24 protein-coding genes are annotated in these 23,014 nt (G+C 72.0%); 9 read left to right on the top strand and 15 right to left on the bottom strand.

All coding sequences use genetic code 11. The features are described 5' to 3' along the window. Positions 1-168 precede the first annotated feature (168 nt). Positions 169-1,278 (bottom strand): substrate-binding domain-containing protein, encoded by a 1,110-nt coding sequence (locus tag GKS42_RS05780; protein ID WP_154792975.1) that lies wholly within the window; start codon positions 1,276-1,278, stop codon positions 169-171. A 183-nt stretch (positions 1,279-1,461) separates the two neighbouring features. On the opposite strand from GKS42_RS05780, the gene GKS42_RS05775 reads away from it, so the two are divergent. From GKS42_RS05775 to GKS42_RS05765, 3 genes are all read left to right on the top strand, one after another. Next, positions 1,462-2,484 (top strand): hydroxyacid dehydrogenase, encoded by a 1,023-nt coding sequence (locus tag GKS42_RS05775; protein ID WP_154792974.1) that lies wholly within the window; start codon positions 1,462-1,464, stop codon positions 2,482-2,484. Continuing rightward, complete coding sequence (locus tag GKS42_RS05770; protein WP_154792973.1) at positions 2,481-3,350, top strand: sugar phosphate isomerase/epimerase family protein; 870 nt, start codon at positions 2,481-2,483, stop codon at positions 3,348-3,350. Before GKS42_RS05775 ends, GKS42_RS05770 begins: the two co-directional genes overlap by 4 nt. 95 nt (positions 3,351-3,445) lie before the next feature. Continuing rightward, positions 3,446-3,832 carry a DUF1304 domain-containing protein gene (locus GKS42_RS05765; protein ID WP_154792972.1) on the top strand — a complete coding sequence of 129 codons (387 nt, stop codon included), beginning with the start codon at positions 3,446-3,448 and terminating at the stop codon, positions 3,830-3,832. Positions 3,833-3,872: 40 nt separating this feature from the next. On the opposite strand, the gene GKS42_RS05760 is transcribed toward GKS42_RS05765, so the two are convergent. Both GKS42_RS05760 and GKS42_RS05755 read right to left on the bottom strand, forming a co-directional pair. Continuing rightward, entirely contained in the window at positions 3,873-4,352 is a 480-nt protein-coding gene (locus GKS42_RS05760) for a GNAT family acetyltransferase (RefSeq protein ID WP_232847946.1), read from the bottom strand. A 5-nt stretch (positions 4,353-4,357) separates the two neighbouring features. After that, on the bottom strand, positions 4,358-5,482 hold the full coding sequence (locus GKS42_RS05755; RefSeq protein WP_154792971.1) for a GuaB3 family IMP dehydrogenase-related protein: 1,125 nt from the start codon (positions 5,480-5,482) through the stop codon (positions 4,358-4,360). Between the two features lie 142 nt (positions 5,483-5,624). On the opposite strand from GKS42_RS05755, the gene GKS42_RS05750 reads away from it, so the two are divergent. After that, a complete protein-coding gene (locus GKS42_RS05750) occupies positions 5,625-6,434 on the top strand; it encodes an exonuclease domain-containing protein (RefSeq protein WP_154792970.1) in 810 nt (269 codons plus the stop codon). On the opposite strand, the gene GKS42_RS05745 is transcribed toward GKS42_RS05750, so the two are convergent. Genes GKS42_RS05745 through GKS42_RS05735 form a run of 3 tightly spaced genes read right to left on the bottom strand, consistent with a single transcriptional unit; the run spans position 6,431 to position 9,864 of the window. Continuing rightward, on the bottom strand, positions 6,431-7,276 hold the full coding sequence (locus tag GKS42_RS05745; protein WP_154792969.1) for a hypothetical protein: 846 nt from the start codon (positions 7,274-7,276) through the stop codon (positions 6,431-6,433). The genes GKS42_RS05750 and GKS42_RS05745 overlap by 4 nt on opposite strands. Positions 7,277-7,327: 51 nt before the next feature. After that, entirely contained in the window at positions 7,328-8,854 is a 1,527-nt protein-coding gene (guaB, locus tag GKS42_RS05740) for an IMP dehydrogenase (RefSeq protein WP_154792968.1), read from the bottom strand. Between the two features lie 50 nt (positions 8,855-8,904). Next, entirely contained in the window at positions 8,905-9,864 is a 960-nt protein-coding gene (locus tag GKS42_RS05735) for a MerR family transcriptional regulator (RefSeq protein WP_210769318.1), read from the bottom strand. 192 nt (positions 9,865-10,056) lie between these two features. Between GKS42_RS05735 and GKS42_RS05730 the strand changes: the two genes are divergently transcribed. Continuing rightward, positions 10,057-10,350 (top strand): WhiB family transcriptional regulator, encoded by a 294-nt coding sequence (locus GKS42_RS05730; RefSeq protein ID WP_154792966.1) that lies wholly within the window; start codon positions 10,057-10,059, stop codon positions 10,348-10,350. A gap of 87 nt (positions 10,351-10,437) precedes the next feature. Here the strand turns inward: GKS42_RS05730 and groES are convergent, their stop codons facing one another. Next, entirely contained in the window at positions 10,438-10,734 is a 297-nt protein-coding gene (gene groES, locus GKS42_RS05725; RefSeq protein WP_154792965.1) for a co-chaperone GroES, read from the bottom strand. A gap of 237 nt (positions 10,735-10,971) precedes the next feature. Then, positions 10,972-12,342: a PrsW family intramembrane metalloprotease gene (locus tag GKS42_RS05720; RefSeq protein WP_154792964.1), complete on the bottom strand. Its 1,371-nt coding sequence runs from the start codon at positions 12,340-12,342 to the stop codon at positions 10,972-10,974. 85 nt (positions 12,343-12,427) lie between these two features. Between GKS42_RS05720 and GKS42_RS05715 the strand changes: the two genes are divergently transcribed. After that, positions 12,428-13,624, top strand: coding sequence for a class I SAM-dependent methyltransferase (locus GKS42_RS05715; protein ID WP_154792963.1), 1,197 nt, complete (start codon positions 12,428-12,430; stop codon positions 13,622-13,624). Positions 13,625-13,693: 69 nt separating this feature from the next. After that, positions 13,694-14,842, top strand: coding sequence for a glutamate--cysteine ligase (locus GKS42_RS05710; protein ID WP_154792962.1), 1,149 nt, complete (start codon positions 13,694-13,696; stop codon positions 14,840-14,842). Positions 14,843-14,866: 24 nt separating this feature from the next. Here the strand turns inward: GKS42_RS05710 and GKS42_RS05705 are convergent, their stop codons facing one another. Continuing rightward, entirely contained in the window at positions 14,867-15,250 is a 384-nt protein-coding gene (locus tag GKS42_RS05705) for a hypothetical protein (protein ID WP_154792961.1), read from the bottom strand. A gap of 91 nt (positions 15,251-15,341) precedes the next feature. Between GKS42_RS05705 and GKS42_RS05700 the strand changes: the two genes are divergently transcribed. Together GKS42_RS05700 and GKS42_RS05695 are read left to right on the top strand one after the other, a co-directional pair. Continuing rightward, entirely contained in the window at positions 15,342-15,695 is a 354-nt protein-coding gene (locus tag GKS42_RS05700; RefSeq protein WP_154792960.1) for a PadR family transcriptional regulator, read from the top strand. Then, positions 15,692-16,207 carry an HAAS signaling domain-containing protein gene (locus GKS42_RS05695; RefSeq protein ID WP_154792959.1) on the top strand — a complete coding sequence of 172 codons (516 nt, stop codon included), beginning with the start codon at positions 15,692-15,694 and terminating at the stop codon, positions 16,205-16,207. Before GKS42_RS05700 ends, GKS42_RS05695 begins: the two co-directional genes overlap by 4 nt. 28 nt (positions 16,208-16,235) lie before the next feature. On the opposite strand, the gene GKS42_RS05690 is transcribed toward GKS42_RS05695, so the two are convergent. From GKS42_RS05690 to alr, 6 genes are all read right to left on the bottom strand, one after another. Next, positions 16,236-17,891, bottom strand: a complete 1,656-nt coding sequence (locus tag GKS42_RS05690; RefSeq protein WP_232847945.1) for a glycoside hydrolase family 3 N-terminal domain-containing protein — start codon at positions 17,889-17,891, stop codon at positions 16,236-16,238. Further along, positions 17,888-18,937, bottom strand: a complete 1,050-nt coding sequence (tsaD, locus tag GKS42_RS05685) for a tRNA (adenosine(37)-N6)-threonylcarbamoyltransferase complex transferase subunit TsaD (protein ID WP_154792958.1) — start codon at positions 18,935-18,937, stop codon at positions 17,888-17,890. Before tsaD ends, GKS42_RS05690 begins: the two co-directional genes overlap by 4 nt. 82 nt (positions 18,938-19,019) lie before the next feature. After that, on the bottom strand, positions 19,020-19,967 hold the full coding sequence (locus GKS42_RS05680; RefSeq protein ID WP_435529664.1) for a sulfurtransferase: 948 nt from the start codon (positions 19,965-19,967) through the stop codon (positions 19,020-19,022). 4 nt (positions 19,968-19,971) lie between these two features. Then, positions 19,972-20,490, bottom strand: coding sequence for a ribosomal protein S18-alanine N-acetyltransferase (gene rimI / locus GKS42_RS05675; RefSeq protein ID WP_232847944.1), 519 nt, complete (start codon positions 20,488-20,490; stop codon positions 19,972-19,974). Further along, positions 20,487-21,212 carry a tRNA (adenosine(37)-N6)-threonylcarbamoyltransferase complex dimerization subunit type 1 TsaB gene (gene tsaB, locus GKS42_RS05670; protein WP_232847943.1) on the bottom strand — a complete coding sequence of 242 codons (726 nt, stop codon included), beginning with the start codon at positions 21,210-21,212 and terminating at the stop codon, positions 20,487-20,489. Before tsaB ends, rimI begins: the two co-directional genes overlap by 4 nt. 40 nt (positions 21,213-21,252) lie before the next feature. Next, positions 21,253-23,013: an alanine racemase gene (gene alr, locus GKS42_RS05665; RefSeq protein WP_210769317.1), complete on the bottom strand. Its 1,761-nt coding sequence runs from the start codon at positions 23,011-23,013 to the stop codon at positions 21,253-21,255. Between the last annotated feature and the right edge of the window lies 1 nt (position 23,014).

The raw sequence follows: 23,014 nt of genomic DNA, 5'->3' as shown, positions 1-23,014 counted from the left end.
TAGCCACGCCGTGGGTGCGGCCCCGCCTTGTTGCCGTTTGTTGCCTCAGTCTGCTCAATACTGAACATCTCTGCTCACGCGTGTTCAGTGCTGAGCATGCTACATCACATCGGCGCGACCGAAGCGACTGCTGCGCTCCCCGCCACGGCGTGACGGCACCGCGGCGCGTCAGACCCGCGCCGTCGAGGCACGCTCGTTCAGTGCCGGAGTGAGGATGACTCGGCGGACGGGCAGGTCGGATCCGCCGGGCGCGAGCCTGGAGAGCATCAGTTCCACGGCGTACCGCCCGATCATCGCCTTCGGTGGGCTCATGGCGGTGATCGCGGGCGACGCGAGGTTCGCCACCTCATCGTTGTAGCTGATCACCGAGAGGTCCTCGGGCACCCGGACGCCCACTTCGGCGCAGCGGCCGACGAGCTCGAGCGCATCGTCGTCCGGGTGCACGAGGACAGCGGTGGCGGCGCTGGCCCGCATCCGCTCGATGAACTCGTCCAGAGCCGCCCGCCAGCCGGGGTCGGAGTAGACCCTGATCGTTGCCTCGGGTGTGCCGTCGATCGGCAGCCCGAGTTCCTCGCAGGCCGCACGCCAGCCCTGCCGCAACTGGCCCGCGGTGACCGAGTCGGAGACCATGAGCGCGACCCTCCGATGTCCGCGGGCGTGCAGATAGCGCACTGCCAGCACCCCGCCGAGTTCGTGGTCCGTCGAGACAGCCTCGATCGGCTGGGAGTATCGCCCGACCTCGAGCTGCCGTTCCGCCAACGTCACCGGCACCCCGAGCGACCCCAGCCACTCCCCCAGATCGGGCTCGGCCACCCGCGGGTCCGGAGCCAGGATCAGTCCGTCCACATGCGTGGTCTCGAGCAGACCCTCGACGTCCCTGCGGTATTCGGCCGGCTCATAGGTCGAGCCCCGTAGCGCGATGGTCGCACCGCGCTCGTCGGCCGCGGCCGTCGCGCCCCTGGCGATCTCCGGCCAGTAGTTGTGACGCAGGGTCGGCACCACCATGCCGAGGATGAGGCCCCGGCTGGTCTGTCGGGCCGGCACCAGGCGGGCGTCCGCCGCGACCCGTACCTGCCGCACCCCGCCGCGGACCCGGTGCACGTGACCCTCGTGCGCGAGCAGCCCCACGTCGCGGCGCACCGTCACGGCGGTGACGCCGAGCGTCGTGGCGAGCGTGTCGATTCGATGCGTCGCACCGTCCTGGAGCACGGCGAGGAGCCGTTCACGCCGATCTTCGGGCAGAAGGGCGCGCGGACTGCCTGCTGACTCGTCGTCCATCTTCGGTACTCCAGTCCCACGAGCAGTGGCAGATTCGTGTCACGGCACGAGCCGATGATCAGTCCGCTACCATGCGGATCGTCATGTAACGTTCATGATCGTACTTGATCTAATCGAGCCAGGCCCACGCACCTCCCGATGATGGGATGCGCTCACTCACCCGACGATGGGATACGAGGAACCATGTCACCGCGCCACCGGCCCAAGGCCCTGCTCGTGATGCAGGACCGGGTCTTCCCGGAGCAGTTCGGTCCCGCCGAGCTCGAGCGCCTGCACACGCTGGCCGACCTCGGTCCGGACCCGACTCCCGTGTCCGAACTCGACTCGCCCGCAGCACGGGCCCGCCTCGCCGACGCCGAGGTCCTGATCACGTCGTGGGGTTGCCCGAGGCTGGACGGCGACCGCCTGGCCGCCGCGCCGCACCTGCAGGCGGTCTTCCACTGCGCCGGCACGGTGCGATCCCTCGTCTCCGACGAGCTCTGGGCCCGTGGGATCCGTGTGACGACAGCCGCCGAGGAGAACGCGGAGCCGGTCGCGCAGTTCACCTTCGCGGCGATCGTGTTCGCCGGCAAGAAGGCCCCGTTCCTCGCCCAGGCCGCCCGCAGCCACCGCGAGGACTGGGCCTACAAGCACCGTCATCGCGCCCAGCTCGGCAACGTCGACCGCACGATCGGCCTGATCGGGTTCTCCCGGATCGGTGCGCGGGTTGCGCAGCGGCTGCTCGGCCTGCAGGTCCAGACGCTCGTCTATGACCCGTTCGTCGACGCGGACCGGATAGCGGCCGCCGGGGCGCGACGCGTCGGGCTCGAGGAGCTCCTGACCAGTTCGGACGTCGTGAGCGTGCACGCCCCACAGTTGCCGAGCACGCACCACATGCTCGCGGCCCCCCAGCTCGCACTGATGCGCGACGGCGCCACCCTCATCAACACCTCACGAGGTTCCCTGGTCGACACCACGGCGCTCGAGGCGGAGTGCGCCTCGGGACGGCTCGACGCGATCCTCGATGTGACCGATCCCGAGCCGCTGCCGGCTGGATCCATCCTCTATGACCTCCCGAACGTGATGATCACGCCCCACATCGCCGGATCGCTGGGGGCCGAGACCCGGATGATGAGTCGCCGCGCCCTCACGGAGCTGGCGCGGTACACCGAGGGCCTGCCCGCCGAGGAAGAGGTCACGTCGGAGGCGATGGGGGTGATGGCGTGACAGGCGGGCACTGGCGCCTCGGTGCGTCCACGCTCGGCGCCCCGGGTGACGATCTCGCGACCGTGATCGACGTGGTCACCCGCCACGAGGTCGACCTGGTCGAGTTGCGCGCCGCCCCGGACGCTCTGATCCACACCGGTCTGACGACGGCCGAGCGGACCAGGATCCGTGCGGAACTGGAGGCCGCCGGCATCGAGGTCCTCGCGGTGGCAAGTGGCATCCGTGCGGGTGCCGTCACCGACGACGAGTCCGTGGTCGCCGCCCTCATCGCCCATCTGCACCTGGCCGACGATCTCGGGGCCGGCTTCGTCCGGGTGTTCCCGGGCGCCCCGGCCCACCCGGCCGGCAAGGACGAGTTGCCGCGGCTGCTCGAGGACACCGCAACAGCCGACGCCAGGATCGTCCGACGGCTGGCGGCCGCCCTCCCGGTCGCGACCGACCTCGGTGTTCGGCCGTTGCTCGAGACACACGACTCCCACCCGCGTGGCGTCGACCTCGCCAGGGTGCTCGACCTCCTCGGCGCCGCGGACCCGGACCACCGGGTCGGCGTCATCTGGGACGCGCTACACCCGTGGCGCGTCGGCGAACGCCCGGCCGACACCGCCGCCGCTCTGCTCCCGCACCTGCGCGACGGCCGCGGCTACGTCCAGATCAAGGACACCGTCAGTGCCGCAGACACCACGCCCGTCCTGCAGGGGACGGGCGTCGTCCCCATGGACGAGGTCCTCGAGGAGCTGGCGGAGGGTGGCTACCACGGCCCGGTCTCCCTCGAGTGGGAACGCACCTGGTACCCGCAGGTCGAGCCGCTCGACGAGGCACTCGGCGCGGCCGCCGCGGCGGTGGCGAACTGGCGGGTCCGCACCTGATCGCACCGCGTGTCGGCATGGGGCACCACGGCGCGCCTGCGAGGCTGGTCTGCATCGGCGATCGGCGCCGGTGAAGAGCCACGGACGGGATCCTCATGCTGGTGCTCGCGCAGGTACTCGCCGGGCTGGCCGCCCTGGTGCACGTCTACATCTTCGTGCTCGAGTCGTTCGCGTGGAACACCCCGCGTGGACGCGCCACGTTCGCAACCACCCCGGAGCAGGCCGCCTCGTCCGCGGACCTTGCCTACAACCAGGGCTTCTACAACCTCTTCCTCGCCGTGATGAGCGCGACCGGCATCGTGCTGCTCGCCGTCGGGGTCACCGGCCCGGGCGCCGCCCTGGTCTACGCCGGCGCGGGCTCGATGGTGCTGGCCGCCCTCGTCCTGGTCACCCGCAACCGGGCCATGGCCCGCGCCGCGGCCGTGCAGGGCGTCGCCCCGCTGCTCGCCGTCGTGGCCCTCACCGTGGCCCTGGTCGGCTGACGCCGGCCCGACGGCGCAGCGCCGGCCGAGCGGTCCTGTGTCAGTCCTGTGGTCGGTCCGCCGGTTCCTCGAGCCAACGTCCGAGCACCTGCGTGCTCTGATCGGCGTAGCCGAGGGCCTGGTAGAACGCGCTGACGTCGTTGCCCGCCCGGACCATCAGCTGCACCTTCCGGGCCCCCTCGCCGAGCAGCCACGCCTCCGCGGCGACCATCAGGCGACGGCCGTGGCCAAGCCCTCGGTGCGCCGGGTCGACCGCCAGGTAGTAGACCCAGCCCCGGTGCCCGTCGAGCCCGACCATGACCGTGCCGGCCACGCCGTCGGGCGTCTCGAGCACCAGCACGGTCGACGTCCCACCCGCCCGCGCCTGGGCCAGATCCGTCCCCGGATCGTTCCACGGCCGGGTCAGCCCGCACGAGTGCCACAGTTCGACGATGCGCGCGGAGTCCGCGTCGAGCGCCTCCCGGACCTCCGGCCGCGGACCCGGCAGCACGGCGTCAGCTGACGTCTCCGACGCACTCACCGGGGTCAGCGTGGGCTGTACGGGGAGACGACGACCTCGACACGCTGGAACTCCTTGAGGTCGGAGTAGCCCGTGGTCGCCATCGCCCGGCGGAGCGCGCCGAACAGGTTCAGGGTGCCGTCCGCCCTGGTACCGGGGCCGAGCAGGATCTCCTCCAGGGTGCCGACGGTGCCGACCCGGACCCGCTCGCCACGAGGCAGGTGCGGGTGGTGGGCCTCGGGACCCCAGTGCCAGCCGCGGCCGGGCGCCTCGCTCGCCCGGGCCAACGCCGCCCCGAGCATCACGGCGTCGGCGCCGCAGCCGATCGCCTTGACGAGGTCGCCGCTGCGGCCCACCCCGCCGTCGGCGATCACGTGCACGTACCGACCGCCGGACTCGTCGAGATAGTCCCGACGGGCCGCTGCGACGTCCGCGACCGCACTGGCCATCGGCGCATGGATGCCGAGGGTCTGCCGGGTGGTGTGCGCTGCCCCGCCCCCGAAGCCGACGAGCACGCCCGCGGCACCGGTGCGCATCAGGTGCAGCGCGGCCGTGTAGGTGGACGCGCCGCCGACGACGACGGGCACGTCCAGCTCGTAGATGAATCGCTTGAGGTTCAGTGGCTCCGCGTTGCCGGAGACGTGTTCGGCGGAGACGGTGGTGCCCCGGATCACGAACAGGTCGACGCCCGCGTCGACGACCGTGCGCCAGTGCTCCTGGGTGCGCTGCGGGGAGAGCGCGCCGGCGACGGTGACTCCCGCCGCACGGATCTCCTTGAGCCGGCCGGTGATCAGTTCGGGGATGATCGGGGCCGAGTACAGCTCCTGCATCCGCCCGGTCGCTCCGTCCACCGGCAGCTCCGCGATCTCGGCGAGCAACGGCTCCGGGTCCTCGTACCGGGTCCACAAGCCCTCCAGGTCGAGCACCCCGACCCCGCCGAGCTGCCCGAGCCCGATCGCGGTCGCCGGGCTCATCACGGAGTCCATCGGCGCCGCGAGCACCGGGAGCTCGACCTGATAGGCATCGATCTGCCAGGAGACCGAGACCTCCTCCGGGTCACGGGTGCGCCGGGACGGCACCACCGCGATGTCGTCGAAGGAATAGGCACGGCGTCCCCGCTTGCCTCGGCCGATCTCGATCTCGTTGCTCACACCCAGCAGGCTACTCGTTCCGGACGGATCCCCTCCGCCGGACGCGAGGCCACCCGGGCACTCCAGCGCCTCTCGTGCGAGCCTCGTCGACGATGTCGGCGGGCCGTGGCAGTCTCGTCATCAGATCGCGAGGAGCACATCGATGACCACGAGGCCGAAGGACCCAGCGCCCACCATGCGAGGGCGCACGTGGATCGACGGGCCGTTCCTCGGCTTCGACACCGAGACCACCGGTGTGAACCCCTTCAAGGACCGGATCGTCAGCGCTGCGCTGGTCGGTCGCGGACCGGGTGGCACCGAGCAGCGCACGTGGCTGATCGATCCAGGGGTGGAGATTCCCGAGGAGGCGGCGGCGATCCACGGGATCTCCACGGCGTACGCGCGCGCACACGGCATGGCTCCCGCGGCGGCGCTGGCGCAGATCTCGGCCGAGCTCGTCGCCGCGTTCCGACACGGGGTACCCGTGGTGGCCTTCAACGCCTCGTTCGACCTGACCATCATCGAGCGGGAACTCGAACGGCACGGCCTGGCGACGATCGGAGAGCGCCTGGGCAGTCCGCTCGCGCCGGTTCTCGACCCGCTGGTGCTGGACCGCGGGCTCGAGCGGCATCGTCTCGGCAAACGCAAGCTCATCGACCTCTGTGGGCACTACGGCGTGCAGGAGCAGGGCGAACTGCACACCGCCGACGTCGATGTGGCCGCCACCCTGGACGTGCTCGCGGAGCAGGCCAGGCGTCACCCCGAGCTGGCGACCCGCACCCTCCCGGAACTGCAACGCTGGCAGACCGAGCAGCATAGGTCCTGGGCCGAGGACTTCAACGCCGACCGTGCCGGGCGGGGTCTGCAGGGTGCGATCACGGTGGAGTGGCCGCTGTGCACGGTCCCAGAATCCCTTCCGGCCGAAGCCCGCCCGTCATCGGGCAACGATCGGCGAGTACGCGGCGTCGCCTAGCGTATTCGGCGGCGGCTCAGGGTCAGTCCCGGGTGGCGGGCCGCGCGGATCGTCTCCCGCACCGTCCAGATGACCCGAGGGCTGGACCAGGACTGGGAGGGCTTGGACAGGGCCATTCCGCTCCCGATGCTGACGGCGGCGTGGCCGGCGAGGCCGTCGCGATCACGCCAGACCAGCACGATCCCCGGCTCGGCATCCCACCCGGCGCCGGCAACGGGCACGGTGTGCGCCGTGAGCCACTGCTCGAACGGATCCTGGAACATCCACTCGTGCTCGGCACCGGGCACGCCGGCCGCCGCCATCACGGTGCCGAAACAGTTCGGTCCCGAACCTGGCGCGAACGTCCCCGCCAGATCTCGGGCCCGAGGCAGGACATCCCGTGCGCGGAGCCAGGTGGCCTCGAGCACATCGCCGTGCCGGCTCGGGGCAACCTCTTCCTCGATGTAGCGAAGGATCGGTGCATATCCCGCCACCCGGAGCAGGGACGGCCACCAGACGATGCGCGAGTCGGTCCGCTCAGCCCCGACCGCATCGCGCACAACTGGTGTCTGGTCGCCGAGCCTCCCCAGGGCCTCGCGTCCGAACAGGAGCGCGCGCCGGGTCGCGAGTGCCAGCGAGGTGTACTCGTCCTGCGTCAGCCAGACCCAGTCGCCGTCGTAGAGGTGAAACGTGTCCCTGATCTCCGGTCCGGGTCTGAGTTCGAGCGGGGCGTCCGGCGGCAGGATGCGCGCATCGACCCGATCCAGCCGGAACGGCTGGCGGGCCGGCGCGAACCAGTTGCGCCAGCGTCGGCGCAGGTCGGCGGGCGGGGCGATGCCGAGGAACTCGCCGCCCTCACTCATGTCCCCGTGCCCTGTGACCATGTCACCGGGCGGGCGGTACGTCGCCGCGCGTCAGTTGCTGGTGTAGTAGTTCGGTGCCTCGGCAACCATCTGCACGTCGTGCGGGTGCGACTCCTTCAGCCCCGCTGACGTGATCCGCACGAACTTCCCCCGTGCCTGCAGCTCGGGGATGGTGCGTGCGCCGACGTAGAACATCGACTGGTGCAGCCCCCCGGTCAGCTGGTGCGCCACCTGAGCCAGCGGGCCGCGGTAGGGCACCTGACCCTCGATGCCCTCGGTGATGACGTCATCGTCGGAGACGTCGCCCTGGAAGTAGCGGTCCTTGGAGAAGGACCGCCGGTCCCCGCGGGACTGCATCGCACCGAGCGACGCCATCCCCCGGTAGCGCTTGTACTGCTTGCCGTTCACGAACACCAGGTCGCCCGGGGACTCGTCGCAGCCGGCGAGCAGCCCACCGATCATCACGCTGTCCGCCCCGGCGACCAACGCCTTGGCGATGTCCCCCGAGAACTGCAGACCGCCGTCGCCGATCACCGGGACCCCGGCCGGCTTGCACGCGAGGGAGGCCTGATAGATGGCCGTCACCTGCGGCACACCGACACCGGCGACCACCCGGGTGGTGCAGATCGAGCCCGGGCCGACGCCGACCTTCACGGCGTCGACGCCCGCGTCGACGAGCGCCTGGGCACCCTCCCGGGTGGCGACGTTGCCGCCGATCACCTGGACGTGTGCGGTGGCCGGGTCCGACTTGAGCCTGCGGACCATGTCCAGCATGAGGCGGGCGTGCCCGTTCGCGGTGTCCACCACGAGCACGTCGACACCTGCCTCGACCAGCGCGAGGACCCGCTCCCAGGCGTCCCCGAAGAACCCGACCGCGGCACCGACCATCAGGCGGCCCTCCGCGTCCTTGGTGGCGAGCGGGTACTGCTCGGACTTGACGAAGTCCTTCACGGTGATCAGGCCCTGCAACACCCCGGCGTCGTCGACCAGCGGCAGCTTCTCGATCTTGTGCTTGCCGAGCAGGGCGACCGCGTCGTCCGAGGAGATCCCGACGTGTCCGGTGACCAGAGGCATCGGCGTCATCGCCTCGCGCACCGGGGTGCCGGCGAACGCGGCCGACTCGACGAAGCGGATGTCCCGGTTCGTGATGATGCCGAGCAGCACGCCGGCCTCGTCCACGACGGGCAGACCGGAGACCCGGTACTTGCCGCAGAGCGCGTCCATCTCCGCGAGACTGGCGTCCGGCCCGATCGTGAGCGGGTTGGTGACCATGCCCGACTCGGACCTCTTGACCAGGTCCACCTGCGCCGCCTGGGCATCGATCGGCAGGTTGCGGTGCAGGATCCCGATGCCGCCCTGACGCGCCATGGCGATCGCCATCCGCGCTTCGGTGACGGTGTCCATGGCCGCAGAGACGAGCGGGATGGCCAGCTCGATCCCACGGGTCAGGCGGGTCCTGGTGACCGCATCGCTCGGGATGACATCCGTCTCTCCCGGCAGGAGGAGCACGTCGTCGTAGGTGAGGCCGACGAAGCCGAACGGGTCTGAGGCGGTGGATACGGCGAGAGGCTCAGTCACTCCACGAGTCTAACCGTCCTCGGCCTGCTTCCCGGTGTGAGGTGCCTCGCTCAGGAGGCCTCTCGATCTCGTGGACCGCACCGGCCAGGGTGCGGGCCCGGTGCACGTCCGGGAGATCGGCCGTGGTGCGGCTGTGGGCGATCACGAAGACGTACTCCCCCGAGGCGGTCACGTCGGCGGCGACCTCGCCCGCGCCGTCGGGTTCGCCGAGGAGCACGACCATGCGCATGCCGCGCTGGCACCACCGCGACCGCGTCGGCGACCGACCGGGAGCGCGGACGGACGACCCGGGTGGGCAACCCGCGGTGGCTGAGCTCGCCGGCCAGGACGTGCGCCTCCACGTGCATGGCGGTCTCGGCGAGGATCAGCACGTCGCCGCTCGAGCCGCTCGTCGTGCTTCCGAACTCGCGGACCGCGGCCAGCATTGCCGCGCGCAGCACGAACTCGGGATCGTGTCCGGGCCGGTCGGCGTGGTCGCGTCCGGCCAGGAGTTCGAGGGCCGGCAGAACGAGGGTGCGCCATGCCCCGAGGATGGAGGTACCGAAAACTGCTCTGCGAACCAGGCGCCGCACCCGGCCCTCGTCGGACTCGACGGCGGCGGCAGCAAGTGAGAGCGGGTCGACGATCTCGAGGGTCGGTCCGTCGTCGAGGTCCGAGCCGGGAAGCCGATCCGCCTCCGGCGCGGCCCGGCGCCCCTGCGGGCCGCTCCCGTCCCGCACCCCGAAGGCCGACTCGACCGCGGACAGTCCACCGCGGGTGGCGAGCCGCGCGGCGTCCGCGGGAGCCATTCCTTCCAGGGTCAGCCGCCGCATCGTCTCCAGCCTGCTGATGTCGCTGGCGTTGTACCGCCGGTGACTGCCCGCGGTGTGCCCGGACGGGCCGAGGCCGTAGCGCCGGTCCCAGGTCCGCAGCGTCGGTGCGGCGACGCCCAGGCGCGCTGCGACCGCGGCGACCGTCAGGCGGATCCCGTCGTCGGCACTCGGAGCATCGGTTCGTGAACGGGCCGCCACCACCGGCGCTCCTTCCTCTGGTTCGGCCGGGGATCGACCGCTTCCTCGAGGGTAAGCGGACGGATGGGATCGAACAACTTTTGCCACGCAGGATGAGTCAGTTCTGGAGAGGGCTTGAATAACCTCTGAAGCGGTTGTACGTTGGTTCGCATTGGACATGAACGATCAAACGCTTCAACGGAAGGACACACCGTGGCTGAGTTATCGCGGCTTCCCGGGCCAGTGATGGACCTCTGGGAATGGCAATACGAGGGGGCCTGCCGGGACATCGGAACCGAGCAGTTCTTCCATCCCGAGGGCGAGCGAGGGTCGTCGAGGCGCCGCAGGGATGCGGGCGCCAAGGCCGTCTGCGCCGCCTGCCCTGTGATTCAACGGTGCCGCGAGCACGCCCTGCGGGTGCGCGAACCGTACGGCGTCTGGGGCGGCCTCTCCGAGGACGACCGCGCCGCCATCCTGGCCAGCGAGCACGTGCCCGCCGCGAGTTGACGCGCCGGCGCCTCACCAGAGCGCCCCGACGAACGACGAAGGCTCGGCCCCGATCGGGGCCGAGCCTTCGTGTGCGTCAGGCGCGAGTCACTTCTCGACGACTGCGAGGATGTCGCGCGCGGACAGGATGAGGAACTCCTCGCCCGCGTACTTGACCTCGGTACCGCCGTACTTGCTGTAGATCACCGTGTCGCCAACGGCGACGTCCAGCGGGACGCGGTTGCCGTTGTCGTCGACGCGGCCCGGGCCGATGGCCAGGACCTCGCCCTCCTGGGGCTTCTCCTTGGCGGTGTCCGGGATGACAAGACCGGACGCGGTGGTCTGCTCGGCCTCGAGCGTCTTGACGACGATCCGGTCCTCGAGCGGCTTGATGGAGACCGACACTGCGGACCTCCCCTTCGCGTGAGTGTGTTGAACAGGACAGAGTTTCCCGCAGCCCCTGGCCGAGTCCGCCGTCGCGGGGGTCGGACGCCACCTGAGCCTGCATGGGGAACGCTGCACCTTGCGATGCAGCCTTCGTGTCAAAATCTAGGCGTCGATTAGCACTCGGTCAAGGTGAGTGCTAAGCCGTGAGCGCAATCGCCGAACGATCTCGAGCCGTCCGGACACGTTCGGGCCCGCTCACGCGCCGACCGCGGCCCTGAACTGGGCGCGCGAGCGCCCGACGTCCTCGAGGAGCACGAGCTCGTCCTGGCGGGCGCGGATCCCGGTGTGGCCGGTGTACAGGTCCTGGCGCGCGTACGCGAGTGCGACCGCCGCGCGTTGGAACTCCTTCATGGCCTTGGCGCCGGCCGGGCCACCGCGGGACGCCCAGTCCCGTGCCTGCTTGCGGGCCCGGAGCGAGGAGAGCATGTCCACCTCGTGCGGCGCGATCCACCCGGACGGGACGTAGTCCGAGAGCCGTGAGCGCAGGACCTCGATCTCCTTGCGGCGCAGCCAGAACACGATGAACGCCCAGACCGCCAACGGCAGCCAGTTCACGAACACCACCAGGATGACCAGGGCGCCGATGCCGCCGCCGAGGAAGGTCGCCAGGCCGTTCCAGAGACCGTGCAGGAGCGCGGCGGCCAGGTACCCGAGCGGCATCATCCACAACCAGGCCGCCCGGTTCCTGCTTCGGGAGGCGAGCCCGAGGGCGAGCCCCATGCAGGAGGTGTAGATGAGGTGCCCGAACGGCGAGACCAGTCCCCGGATGATGAACGTCCCGGTGACCGTCTCCTCGTAGACAGCGAAGTACTGGATGTTCTCCACGAACGCGAACGCGGCCGCGATCACGGACGCGTACACGATCCCGTCCACCGGCCCGTTGAACTGGCGCCGACGGAGCAGGAAAATCAGCAGCAGGCCGAGGCCCTTCCAGAACTCCTCCACGACCGGTGCGCCGAGGATCGCGCTCGCCGCGTCGGGCTCGAGTCCGGTGCCGAGCGCGTCCGCGAGCGCCGGGCCGACGACGGAGTTCAGGAGGCTCGACATGAAGACGGCGACCCCACCGCCCCACACGAACGCGACGATGAGCAGCAGCCGCGGCTCGGGTTCCCAGCGGTCCACGAGCAGGACCGCGCTGCCGACGATCAGCAGCGGGATCAGCGCGAGCACGAACGCCTGGAAGGTCGACCCGCCGCCGAACGAGAGCGCGAACAGGGCGACGACGACCAGGAGGGCCAGGGTACCGAGCGAGAGCAGGACCACCTCCGCCGCGATCCGCCGCCGGCGCACCGGAGCGGGCGGGTGCACCGGCATGAACTGGCTCTGCGGCATCGGGGCGTACTGGGCCGCGGGTGCGGCCACGGCCGGCTGCGCGGGTGCGGCGCCGTAGCCATAACCCTGCTGCCCGTAGGCCTGCTGCCCCTGGAAGTGCTGCTGGTGCCCTTGGAACTGCTGCTGGCCCGGAGGCGGCTGCTGGTGCCCCTGAGCGGCACCGAACGGCTGCTGGCCCTGCGGGTGCTGCTGCGGATACCCCTGCCCGCGCGGCGGGAACTGTTGATTGCTCACGCGCCCTCACCGTAGTGGCTCCCTGTTGCGCCCGCGCCCGAACGCGCGGGGAGAACTGCCCGGCCATCGGTGGCAGGATCGAGCCGTGGACCCCCGCCAACTGAGCCTGTTGCTCTCGCCCGACGGGTGGGCTCTGCTCTCCCAACTGCCTCGCTACGACGAGGAGCAGGCACTGCGACTGTCCGAGGGCCTGCGGTCCCGCGGCCTCGACCCCGACCTGGTTGCCGCGGCCCTGACGCAGAGCCGGCTGCGGGCGCGCGCCGAGTCGAAGTTCGGCGAGTTCGCGCGGGACATGCTGTTCACCCCCGACGGTCTCGAGCAGGCGACCCGGCTCCCCGTGGCCGCGCTGCACGCCGCCCGGTATGCCCGCGCCGGCGCGTTGCGGGTGGCCGACCTCGGCTGCGGGCTGGGCGGCGACGCCATGGCCCTGGCCGGGCTCGGCGTGCAGGTCCTTGCCGTGGAGCAGGATGAGGCGACGGCGGCCCTCGCCACCGTGAACCTGCGCGCCTTCCCGGAGGCGACCGTGCGCCACGCCGACGCCATGTCGCTGGACCTGGCGGCCGAGGGGGTCGACGCACTCTTCGCCGACCCGGCCCGGCGCACCCGGCGCGGGAACCGGGTGTTCGACCCGAGCGCGTACTCCCCGGATCTCGACTCGTTGCTGGCGCTGCGCGAACAGGTTGCCGACCTCGGCCTCAAGGTGGGGCCCGGGATCCCCTATCACGCCCTCCCCTCCCAGACCCAGGCGCAGTGGGTCTCCGTGGACGGTTCCGTGGTGGAGGCCGGCCTCTGGTTCGGCAGGCTCGCCCCGGAAGGGTCGGGGCGCAGTGCCCTCCTGGTCAATGGCAAGGAGCAGCACCTGCTGTCCTGGCCCGGTGACGCGGACGCCCGCCCGGAGCAGGCCCCGGCCGGTGCGCTCGGTGCGTATCTGTACGAACCGGATGGCGCCGTGATCCGCGCCGGCCTGGTCGCCCGGGTCGCCGCCGATCTCGACGGGACGCTGGTGGACGAGTCGATCGCCTACGTCACGACGCCGAGCCTGCGGTCGACCCCGTTCGCGACGGGCTACCGCGTCCTGGACAGCTTCGACTTCGGGCTCAAACGATTGCGGACCTACCTGCGTACCCGCGACGTGGGGCGACTGACCATCAAGAAGCGAGGCACCGCCGTCGTCCCCGAGCAGTTGCGGCAGCAACTGGGACTGAAGGGGACGCGAGAGGCGACCATCGTGCTGACCCGACTGCGGGGCAAGCAGAGCGTGCTCGTGGTCGAGCCCGTCTGAGTCCGTCCGCCCGGTGAGCCACCGCGGTGAGGGCAGGCACGGCCCGAATCCAGGTGCCAAGATGAGCCGGTGACGATCGAGTTCGCGAGTTCGGCCCGCTCCAGCCTCGGCGTGGAGTGGGAGCTGGCCCTGGTGGATACCGACTCCGGGGACCTGCGCCAGGTGGCGCAGACGGTCCTCGACGCCGTCGCGCCGGCGGACGGCTCCCAGCACCCGGCGATCCGCCAGGAACTCCTCCTGAACACGGTCGAGGTGGTCTCCGGGGTGTGCGCGCGGGTCCCGGACGCGATGGCGGATCTCGCCGCGGGCACCGCCCTCGTGCGGGAGGTCACCGATCCGCTGCGGGTGGAGCTGATGAGCGCCGGCACCCACCCGTTCGCGCACTGGGGCAACCAGAAGGTGACCGACAAGGCCCGGTACGCCACCCTGATCGACCGCACCCAGTGGTGGGGCCGGCAGATGCTCATCTACGGCGTGCACGTGCACGTCGGCATCGAGGACCGGGACAAGGTCCTGCCGATCCTGAACGCACTGCTGGCGTACTACCCGCACCTGCTCGCCCTCTCGGCGTCGTCGCCGTTCTGGGACGGCCGGGACACCGGGTACGCCTCCAACCGGGCGCTGCTGTTCCAACAGCTCCCGACGGCGGGGCTCCCGTTCACGACGATCGGCAGCTGGGCGGACCTTGAGCACTACGTCGGCGACATGCTGCACACCGGCGTGATCGACGACTTCGACGAGATCCGCTGGGACCTGCGCCCCTCCCCCAAGTTCGGCACCCTCGAGATGCGCATCTGCGACGGGATCTCGAACGCGCTCGAGCTCGGTGCGGTCGCGGCCCTGACGCATTGCCTCGTCGAGTACCTGTCCCGTCTCATCGACGCGGGCGAGCGGCTGCCGAGCATCTCCCCCTGGTTCCTCGCCGAGAACAAATGGCGCTCGGCCAGGTACGGACTCGAGGCGATCGTGATCCTCGACGAGGCCGGTACCGAGGAGCTCGTCACCGACCATCTCCTCCGGCTGCTCGGCCTCCTCGCCCCGGTGGCCGCGGACCTGGGCTGCGTGAGCGAGCTCGACGGGATCCGCGAGATCATCGCCACCGGCGGCTCGTATCAGCGCCAGCGCGCCGTGGCCGCGGGCAACGGTGGTGCGCTCGACGCGGTCGTGGCGCACCTCGTGGCCGAGTTCCGGGCCGGCCGCCCGCTCCCGCCCGGCTGAGTCGCCCGGCTCCGCCCGGCCCGGTCAGCCGCTCGCGCGCAGCCGTACGCGGGCGGCCCGGCCCCGGATCCAGAGCATGGCCACGATCGCGAAGCCCAGGCCCACGCACGCCGGCACCACGAAGGCCCAGGCGCCACCGGTGACCTCGCCCGCGCCGAAGCGGTCCACGAGCAGACTCGCCCACAGCGGCGCGCCGATGACCAGGGGTAGACCGAGCACGGCGAGGGATCGCTCCGACGCGGTCCACAACGGCGATGCTCCGACGAGCCCGATCCCGACGACGAGCGCCACCAGCGGGTAGACGAACACCGCCAGCAGGGCGCCTGCGGCGATCGAGAGCAGCGCGACCGGTGGCACCCAGGCGCCGGTCAGCCGCGGAGGTCGGTCCCGGGGCTGTTCGCTTCGCATGTCGGGGGCTCACGCTACTGCCTCGACGGGTTCGCTAGTCGACGTCGTCAACTAGTTGCTATTGCCGAGTAGCGGGCGTAACCTCCTATGCATGAAGGACGAGCCACCGCAGGTGCGCGACCCGCAGCTCCTCAAGGGGGTGCTGCCGATGCTGATCCTCGCCCTGCTCGACGAGGACGAGTCCTACGGGTACGAGCTCGTGACCCGGCTGCACGAGGCCGGCCTCGTCGGCGTCGCCCCCGGCACCGTCTACCCCGTCCTGACCAGGCTGGAGCGCGAGGGCAACCTGGCCTCGCGCCTGGTCGCATCGGATGCGGGACCGGCCCGCAAGTACTACCGACCCACCGACACCGGCCGCGCGGCACTCACCGTCGCGGGTGCGGGCTGGCGCTCGCTCGCCGCCGTCGTCGATCACGTGCTCGCCACCCCCGAGGAGGAACGATGACCACCACCACCCTGAGCCTGGCCGAGCGCTGGCGGCGCTTCGTCTATCTGGAGACCGTCGAGCTGTTCCTCGACGCGATGCCCCGCCGGCGCCGGCGGGCCGTGCTGGCCGAACTGCGGGAGAACCTCGACGCCGCCACGGCCGACGTCGGGCTCACGGCCGCCCTCGCGGACCTCGGTGGGCCGCGCCAGCTCGCCGCCCGCTACCTCGAGTCCGAGCCGCAGGGCCGGCCAACCTGGCACATCGGGACGCTCGCCGCGTCGATCGTGTTCGCGGTCTGGCTGCTCGGCACCGTCGTGTACACGTTCGGCATGCTGGACGCGCTGCTGGCCCAGTCGCAGGCGAGCGCCACAGCCGAGGGGAGTTTCTTCGGCGTCCGGATCCTCGCAGAGGCCGGCCCGGAGGTACTCGGCGCGGAGTTCCGCGGGATCGCATGGCCCGCGGTCGCGGCCATGGTCGTGGTGTTCGGGGTGTTCTCCCGGGTGTGGCGGCTCCTGCCCAGCTCGAACTGAGGCACCCGAACCGCCCGAGCCCGCTCGGTCAGCAGATCGTCGCAGGCAGGTCGGAGACCTGAACCGGCAGGCTGCCCGGCGCGGGCACCGCGCCGGTGAGCACGGCGGCCACCGCAGCGAGGGCCTGGGCGGTACGCCCGTAGGTGGCGAGCCGAACGGGCGCGTCGGTCTCGGTGAGCAGCCACGGCTCGTCCAGGACGATCGCCACATCGGCACTGCCCGACGGCGTCGCTCCGGTGAGCAGGCGCACCTCGCTGTCGGCGGGCTGCTCGAGCGCAACCACGTCGAGGCCGGCGGCCTCGGCGGCGGCGACGAACGCGTCCCAGTCGGCGGTGCTGCCACCCCGCACGTGGATCGCCGACCCGACCAGGGCACCGCCGCACTCGCCGGCCACCTGCGTGATCGCGGCTGCCGAGAGCGCGAGTGACGCCGGGGCCGCGGAGCCCACGTCCGCCGTCGTCACCGGCTGGCCGGCGGCGGCGATGCCGGCCTGCCAGCGCATCAGCGCGATCACCCGCCCCGCGGCCTCGTCCACGCGGTCCCGGCTCAGAGTGCCGTCCGCGAGCGCAGCGACGATGCCGGCGTGGGCCGCGGGGACGTCGGTCGGCCCGAGGAGCAGGTCCGCACCCGCCTGCAGCGCCATGACCGCGATCTGGGCCGAGTCCCAGGTCTGGGTGAGCGCGCCCATGTCCAGCCCGTCGGTGATCGCCACGCCGGTGAATCCGAGCTCCTCGCGCAGGACCCGGTAGGCCTCGGGCGACAGGGATGCGGGCAGGCTCGGGTCCCAGGCCTCGACGGCGATGTGACCCATCATGACGGTGGGTGTTCCGGCGTCGATGGCCTGCGCGAACGGCACCAGATCACGGTCGGCGAGCTCCTCGGCACTGGCGCCCTGCACCGGCAGCCCCTCGTGGGAGTCGACGGTGAGCGATCCGTGCCCTGGGAAGTGCTTGACGCTGGAGACGACGCCGCCTGCGGTGAACCCCTGCGTCGCCGCGACGACGGCGCGGGCCGCCCGATCGGGATCGGAGCTCGCCGAGCGCAGCCCGATGGTGACGTCCGCGAGACCCACGGTGACGTCGGCGTCCGGTGCGAAGTCGTAGTTCAGTCCCGAGGCGCGCAGTTCGAGCGCCATCGCCTGCGCCGCGGCCGCCACGACGTCCGGGTCGTCCGCGGCGCCCGCGGACATGAACGACGGGAACGAGGTCCAGTCCCCCGCCTCGGCACCGAGCCGTTGGACGAGGCCGCCCTCGTTGTCCACCGCGAAGATCGCCGGCCAGTCCCGGCCCGCCGCGGCCTGGGCCGCCTGCAGTGCCTCGCCGGTGGCGGCGACCTGGTCCACGGAGGCGACGTTCTCGGAGAACAGCACCAGACCGGCCAGGTGGTTCCCGGTGAGGGTGCTCGCGGCGGCCGCGGGATCGGTGCCGGGATAACGCGCGAGCAGGACCTGGCCGGCCACCTCCTCGGGCGTCATCGCGGCGGCCGTCGCGATGGCGTCGGCCACGTCGGTCGGTGTCGGTCCCCAGGCGAGCGGTTCCTCGGTGGGTTCCGGGGTGGTCGGCGCCGGCTCCTCGGTGGTCCCGGTGGGGCTCGGTTCGGGTGGTCCGGTCGGTGTGCAGGCGGTCGCCACCAGCGCGAGCATCGCCGCGAGCGCGAGGGTACGGGCCGGGGCCCGGCGCCTCATGCGTGGGCCAGCACGTCGGTCAGCGGCATGCCCGAGTCGATCGTGATGTCCAGCGTCGACGCCGGTAGTCCGGCGCCGAGGACCGCGGAGCCGAGGGCTGCGATCATGGCGCCGTTGTCCGTGCAGTACCGGATCGGTGGGATCCGCAGGGTGATACCGGCCGCGTCGAGCCGCTCGGCGGCCAGGTCGCGCAACCGGGAGTTCGCGGAGAAGCCGCCGCCGATCACCACCGTGCTCACGCCATGTTCGGCGCACGCGTTGAGGGTCTTGGTGACGAGGACGTCCGCCACGGCCTCGGAGAACGACGCCGCGATGTCCGCCGCGGGTACCTCCCGACCCGCGTCCTCGTAGCCCTCCACGACCCGCGCGACGGCGGTCTTCAGCCCCGAGAAGGAGAAGTCGTACGGGTGCCGGGCCAGGTCCTTGGCCCGGCTCAGTCCACGCGGGAACGCGATCGCCGACCGGTCCCCGGTCTTGGAGAGGCGGTCCACGTGCGGGCCACCGGGGTAGGGCAGCCCGAGGAGGCGGCCGACCTTGTCGAACGCCTCGCCGGCCGCGTCATCGAGGGTCTGGCCGAGCTCGGTCACGTCGGTCGCGATGTCCCGGACCAGGAGCAGGCTGGAGTGGCCGCCGGAGACCACGAGGCCGAGGAACTCCTCGGGGAAGGCACCGTGCACGAGGGCGTCGACGGCCACGTGCCCCAGCACGTGGTTCACGCCGTACAGGGGGCGGTCGATCGCGATCGCGAGGGCCTTGGCCGCGGACACCCCGACGGTGAGCGAGCCGACCAGGCCGGGCCCCGCCGTCACCGCGATCGCGTCGACGTCGGCCAGGCTCACCTCGGCGCGCTCCAGGGCCGCGTCCAGGGTCGGCACGAAGGACTCCAGGTGCGCACGGCTGGCCACCTCCGGGACGATTCCACCGAACCGGGCGTGATCATCCATCGAGGAGGCGGTGACGTCGGTGAGCAGGTCCAGGCCACGAACCAGGGCGATCCCGGTCTCGTCGCAGGACGTCTCGATGCCGAGGACGAGCGGTTGGGCCATGACTCAACCTTACGACCGTCCAACCAGTGGCTCGCATCGGTACGTCACCGGCGCGCACCGCAGCCTGCGCGGCCGGCCGCGACTACTCCGGCCGGCCCGGTGACTCCGCGGACGGCGGACGCGGGTCGAAGCCGGTGGCCACCGGTCTGGCCGCGTCGGCGGACCACTGGGACCAGGAGCCCGGGTACAACGTGGCCGGCACACCGATGCTGGCCAGTGCGGCGACCTCGTGGGCGGCGGTCACCCCGGACCCGCAGTAGACGACGACCTCGACGTCAGGACCGACGCCGGCCTCGGCGAACCTCTCCCGGAGCTGCTCCGCGGGGCGGAAGGTAAGGTCCTCGGTCAGGTTCGCGACCGTCGGCGCGTTGTGGGCGCCGGGGATGTGCCCGGCGCGCGGGTCGATCGGCTCGTTCTCGCCGGAGTAGCGCTCCGGGGCGCGGGCGTCCAGCAGGACCGCGGCACCGCCGTCGGGACGGCCGGCCAGCTCGGCCACGCGGGCCGCGTCGGCGACGGGCATCCCACCGGCGGTCAGGGTCACGTCGCCGGGCGTGACCCCGACGGCACCGTCCTCGAGGATCCCCCCGATGGTGTGCCAGGCGGCGAGACCGCCATCGAGGATCCGGACGTCGGCGATGCCGCCCCAGCGCAGCAACCACCACGCCCGTGCGGCGGCCGTGCCGCCGGAGTCGTCGTAGACCACCACCGTGTCGCCGGCGCCGACGCCCCAGCTGCGGGCGGCGGCCTGCAGGTCCGCCACGTCAGGGAGCGGGTGCCGCCCGGTCTCGGGCGCGGCCGGGCCGGAGAGGTCCGCGTCGAGGTCGACGTACTGCGCTCCCGGGATGTGGCCGGCGATGTAGAACCGGCGCCCGTCGGGCTCGGCGAGCGACCAGCGCACGTCGAGCACCACGAGGTGCGTGCCGCCGTCGGCGCCGAGCAGTTCCTGCAACCGCTGGGCCGTGATCAGCACCGTCGCCCTGCTGGCACCGTTGGCACTGCTGCTGACGGCGTCACTGTCGAACGTGCTCACGTGCTCACTCCTCGATCGCTTCCGATCCAACCGGGCCGGGTCGCCGATGGTGGGGGGCGTCCAACGGTAGCCGCATCACGAGCGCGTCGGCGCCCTCGGGCTGGTAGTAGCGGCGTCGGACCCCGAGTGGGACGAAGCCGAACGACGTGTACAGCGCCTGGGCACCCTCGTCATGCAGGCGTACCTCGAGGAACACGGCCTCGGCCGGGACGGACCTCGCCCGCGCGATCAGTTCGGCGAGCATGAGCCGCGCCAGACCACGACGGCGGAACTGCGGATCCACCCCGATGGTCATGACGGTGCTCTCGGGCGCGAGGGCGATCCCGGCGTAGGCGACCACGCGCCGGTCCATGGTCTCGACGACGACGTAGTGCCGGTCCGACCTGGTCAGCTCGGAGTCGTAGGCCTCACGCGACCACGCACCGGCGCCGAAGAGGATCGGCTCCAGCTCGATCACCCGGTCCAGATCCGCGCCGGTCATCGGGCGCAGGCCGGTGGGTACCGACCTGGGCGATTCGGTCACGATGCCCGTTTGCGGCCGGGCGCGGTGTGGATGTCCGGGCGTCGCAGGTAGCGCGGTGCCGTGGAGAGGTCGCCGCCGGTGGACAGCCGGGCGATGGTGATCCGGCCGAGGACGATCGGATCGAGGACCGCATCGAGTGCCGCCGGGGCCGCGGCCGTGGCGAACGAGTCCGGGTACATCGCCGCGCCGCGACCGACCACACCGCCGTCGCCGATGAGGTCGGCGAACCTGGCTGCCACCGCGGCCGGGGCGTCCACACCTGGGCCGCCGAGGGTGTGCACGTCGAACGGCGCTTCGTGGTCTGCGCCGTCGGGCAGGGCCGCGTCCCGATAGTGCGCCCAGTAGACCTCTCGGCGACGGGCGTCGGTGAGCACCAGTACCTCGGCGGCCGGCCCGGCCCCGACCAACGCCGCGTAGCCGAGCGCGTCCAGCGAGCAGACCCCGTGGACGCCGATGCCGAGGGCCCGGCCCATCGTCATCGCGGTGACCAGGCCGACCCGCAGCCCGGTGAACGGCGCCGGACCGGTGCCGACGGCGATGCCGGTGAGATCCCGGGGGGTGACGCCGGCGACATGCAGGACGGACTCGACCATCGGGGTCAGGGTCTCGGTGTGCCGCCGGGCGTCGGCGCTGCGTTCGGTGCCGAGCGGGTCGTCGCCACAGAGCAGCCCGACGGCGGCGCCGTCCGAGGTGTCGATGCACAGGATCAGGGGTTCACGCACGGTCCCACTGTAGGAGGCGGACCGCGGCTCGCCCAGATCGTCAGCGGACATCGGCCGGGGGCTCCGCCTGTTCGCCGACCCGCCCGGCGGCTACGCCGATGCCGTCCAGGTCGATCCCGTCCCACCGTGCACCGGTTCCGCGCAGCCGGGCGACCCGGCCAGGATCGGGTGCCCCGGGGTCGGTTCCGGTGCCGCGGGGCCGATCCAGGCTGACCTCCAGACGGTCCTCGGACAGTGACTCGACCACACCTTCACCCCACTCCACGACGGTCACCGAGTCGGCGAGCGAGGTGTCCAGGTCGAGGGCGTCGACCTCGTCGAGGGACTCGAGTCGGTAGGCGTCCACGTGCACGAGGTCCGGTCCGCCGACGAGGCTCGGGTGGACCCTGGCGATGATGAACGTGGGCGAGGCGATGGGGCCGCGTACCTCGAGGCCGGCGCCGATACCCCTCGTCAGCGTGGTCTTGCCGGCGCCGAGGTCACCGGTGAGCACCACCAGGTCACCGGCCCGCAGCAGACCGGCCAGCCGCCGGCCGAGCGCCTCGGTGGCTTCCTGGTCGGGCAGCGTCACCTCGACCGTGGCCGGGACACCACTGACCGCGGTGCCGCCGGGGTCGGTGGCACCATCGGGGGAACCGACGTGCAGCCGCGGGATGCGCGAGCCGATCCGGGTGACGATCTCGTAGTCGATCGTGCCGACGGCGTCTGCCCAGTCGCGCGCGGTCGGCTCGTCGTGGTCTCCGGCGCCGAACAGCACGGCCCGCTCACCCGCGGCCAGGCGGGCGCCCTCCGGGCCGAGGTCGAGGACGAACTGGTCCATGCAGACGCGCCCGGCGATGGTGTGCCGCTGTCCGGCAACCTGCACAGGGGCGACGTTCGAGGCGTGCCTCGGGATGCCGTCGCCGTAGCCGATCGGCACCACCCCGAGCACCGTGTCCCGGGTGGTGGTGTAGGTATGGCCGTAGGAGACCCCCTGGCCCGCGGGTGCGGCCTTCACGAGGGCGAGGTCGGCCTCCAGGCGCATCGCCGGGCGCAGGCCGAGCTCGGCGGCGCCTCGGTGGGCGAACGGGGACAGCCCGTAGATGGACAGTCCCGGGCGGACCAGGTCGTAGTGGGCCTCGGGTAGGGCGAGGGTGGCCGCCGAGTTCGCGAGGTGGCGCACCTCGAGGCGGGCACCGGCGGCGTCGGCGCGACGCAGGGCCTCGTCGAAGACCTCGATCTGCTCGTGCACGCCGGGGTGGCCCGGCTCGTCGGCGCGTGCCAGATGGGACCAGACGCCGATGACCCGCACCTCGCCCCGCTGCTCCGCGGCCAGGGCGGCATGCAGCAGCTCCGTCCAGGGTTCGAGGAACGAGCCGCCGCGGCCGAGCCCGGTGTCCACCTTCAGATGCACCCGAGCGGGCCGGCCCGCCTCGCGGGCCGCGTCGATCACCTCGGTCAGGGCCCACGGGGCGGGCACGGCGAGGTCGATTCGAGCGCCGATGGCGGCAGCGAACGGCGCACCGGGCGCGTACATCCAGGCGAGCACGGGCACCTCGTGGCCGGCCGCGCGGAGCGCGAACGCGCCGTCCAGCTGCGCGGTGCCGAGCCAGCCGGCGCCCGCCTCGAGGGCCGCCCCGGCCACCGGCAGCAGGCCGTGGCCGTAGCCGTCGGCCTTGACCACGGCCATCACAGCGGCCGACGGCGCAGCCTGCGCGAGTCGGCGCACGTTCGCCCGGACCGCGTCGAGATCGACGATCACCCGGGCCGGGTAGTACCCGCTGCCCGCGTCGCCGGGCGGCACGTTCACTCCAGATTCCACC

The sequence above is a fragment of the Occultella kanbiaonis genome, assembly GCF_009708215.1.
GTDB classification, from domain to species: domain Bacteria; phylum Actinomycetota; class Actinomycetes; order Actinomycetales; family Beutenbergiaceae; genus Occultella; species Occultella kanbiaonis.
The sequence above is the reverse complement of the archived record's forward strand: the minus strand, read 5'-3'. Positions and strand labels throughout refer to the sequence as shown.

Coding starts and splice junctions, on each gene's coding strand:
- GKS42_RS05780 (WP_154792975.1), bottom strand. CDS start 1,278: ATGGACGACGAGTCAGCAGGCAGTCCGCGCGCCCTTCTGCCCGAAGAT.
- GKS42_RS05775 (WP_154792974.1), top strand. CDS start 1,462: ATGTCACCGCGCCACCGGCCCAAGGCCCTGCTCGTGATGCAGGACCGG.
- GKS42_RS05765 (WP_154792972.1), top strand. CDS start 3,446: ATGCTGGTGCTCGCGCAGGTACTCGCCGGGCTGGCCGCCCTGGTGCAC.
- GKS42_RS05750 (WP_154792970.1), top strand. CDS start 5,625: ATGACCACGAGGCCGAAGGACCCAGCGCCCACCATGCGAGGGCGCACG.
- GKS42_RS05745 (WP_154792969.1), bottom strand. CDS start 7,276: ATGAGTGAGGGCGGCGAGTTCCTCGGCATCGCCCCGCCCGCCGACCTG.
- GKS42_RS05705 (WP_154792961.1), bottom strand. CDS start 15,250: ATGCGAAGCGAACAGCCCCGGGACCGACCTCCGCGGCTGACCGGCGCC.
- GKS42_RS05700 (WP_154792960.1), top strand. CDS start 15,342: ATGAAGGACGAGCCACCGCAGGTGCGCGACCCGCAGCTCCTCAAGGGG.
- GKS42_RS05695 (WP_154792959.1), top strand. CDS start 15,692: ATGACCACCACCACCCTGAGCCTGGCCGAGCGCTGGCGGCGCTTCGTC.
- GKS42_RS05690 (WP_232847945.1), bottom strand. CDS start 17,891: ATGAGGCGCCGGGCCCCGGCCCGTACCCTCGCGCTCGCGGCGATGCTC.
- tsaD (WP_154792958.1), bottom strand. CDS start 18,937: ATGGCCCAACCGCTCGTCCTCGGCATCGAGACGTCCTGCGACGAGACC.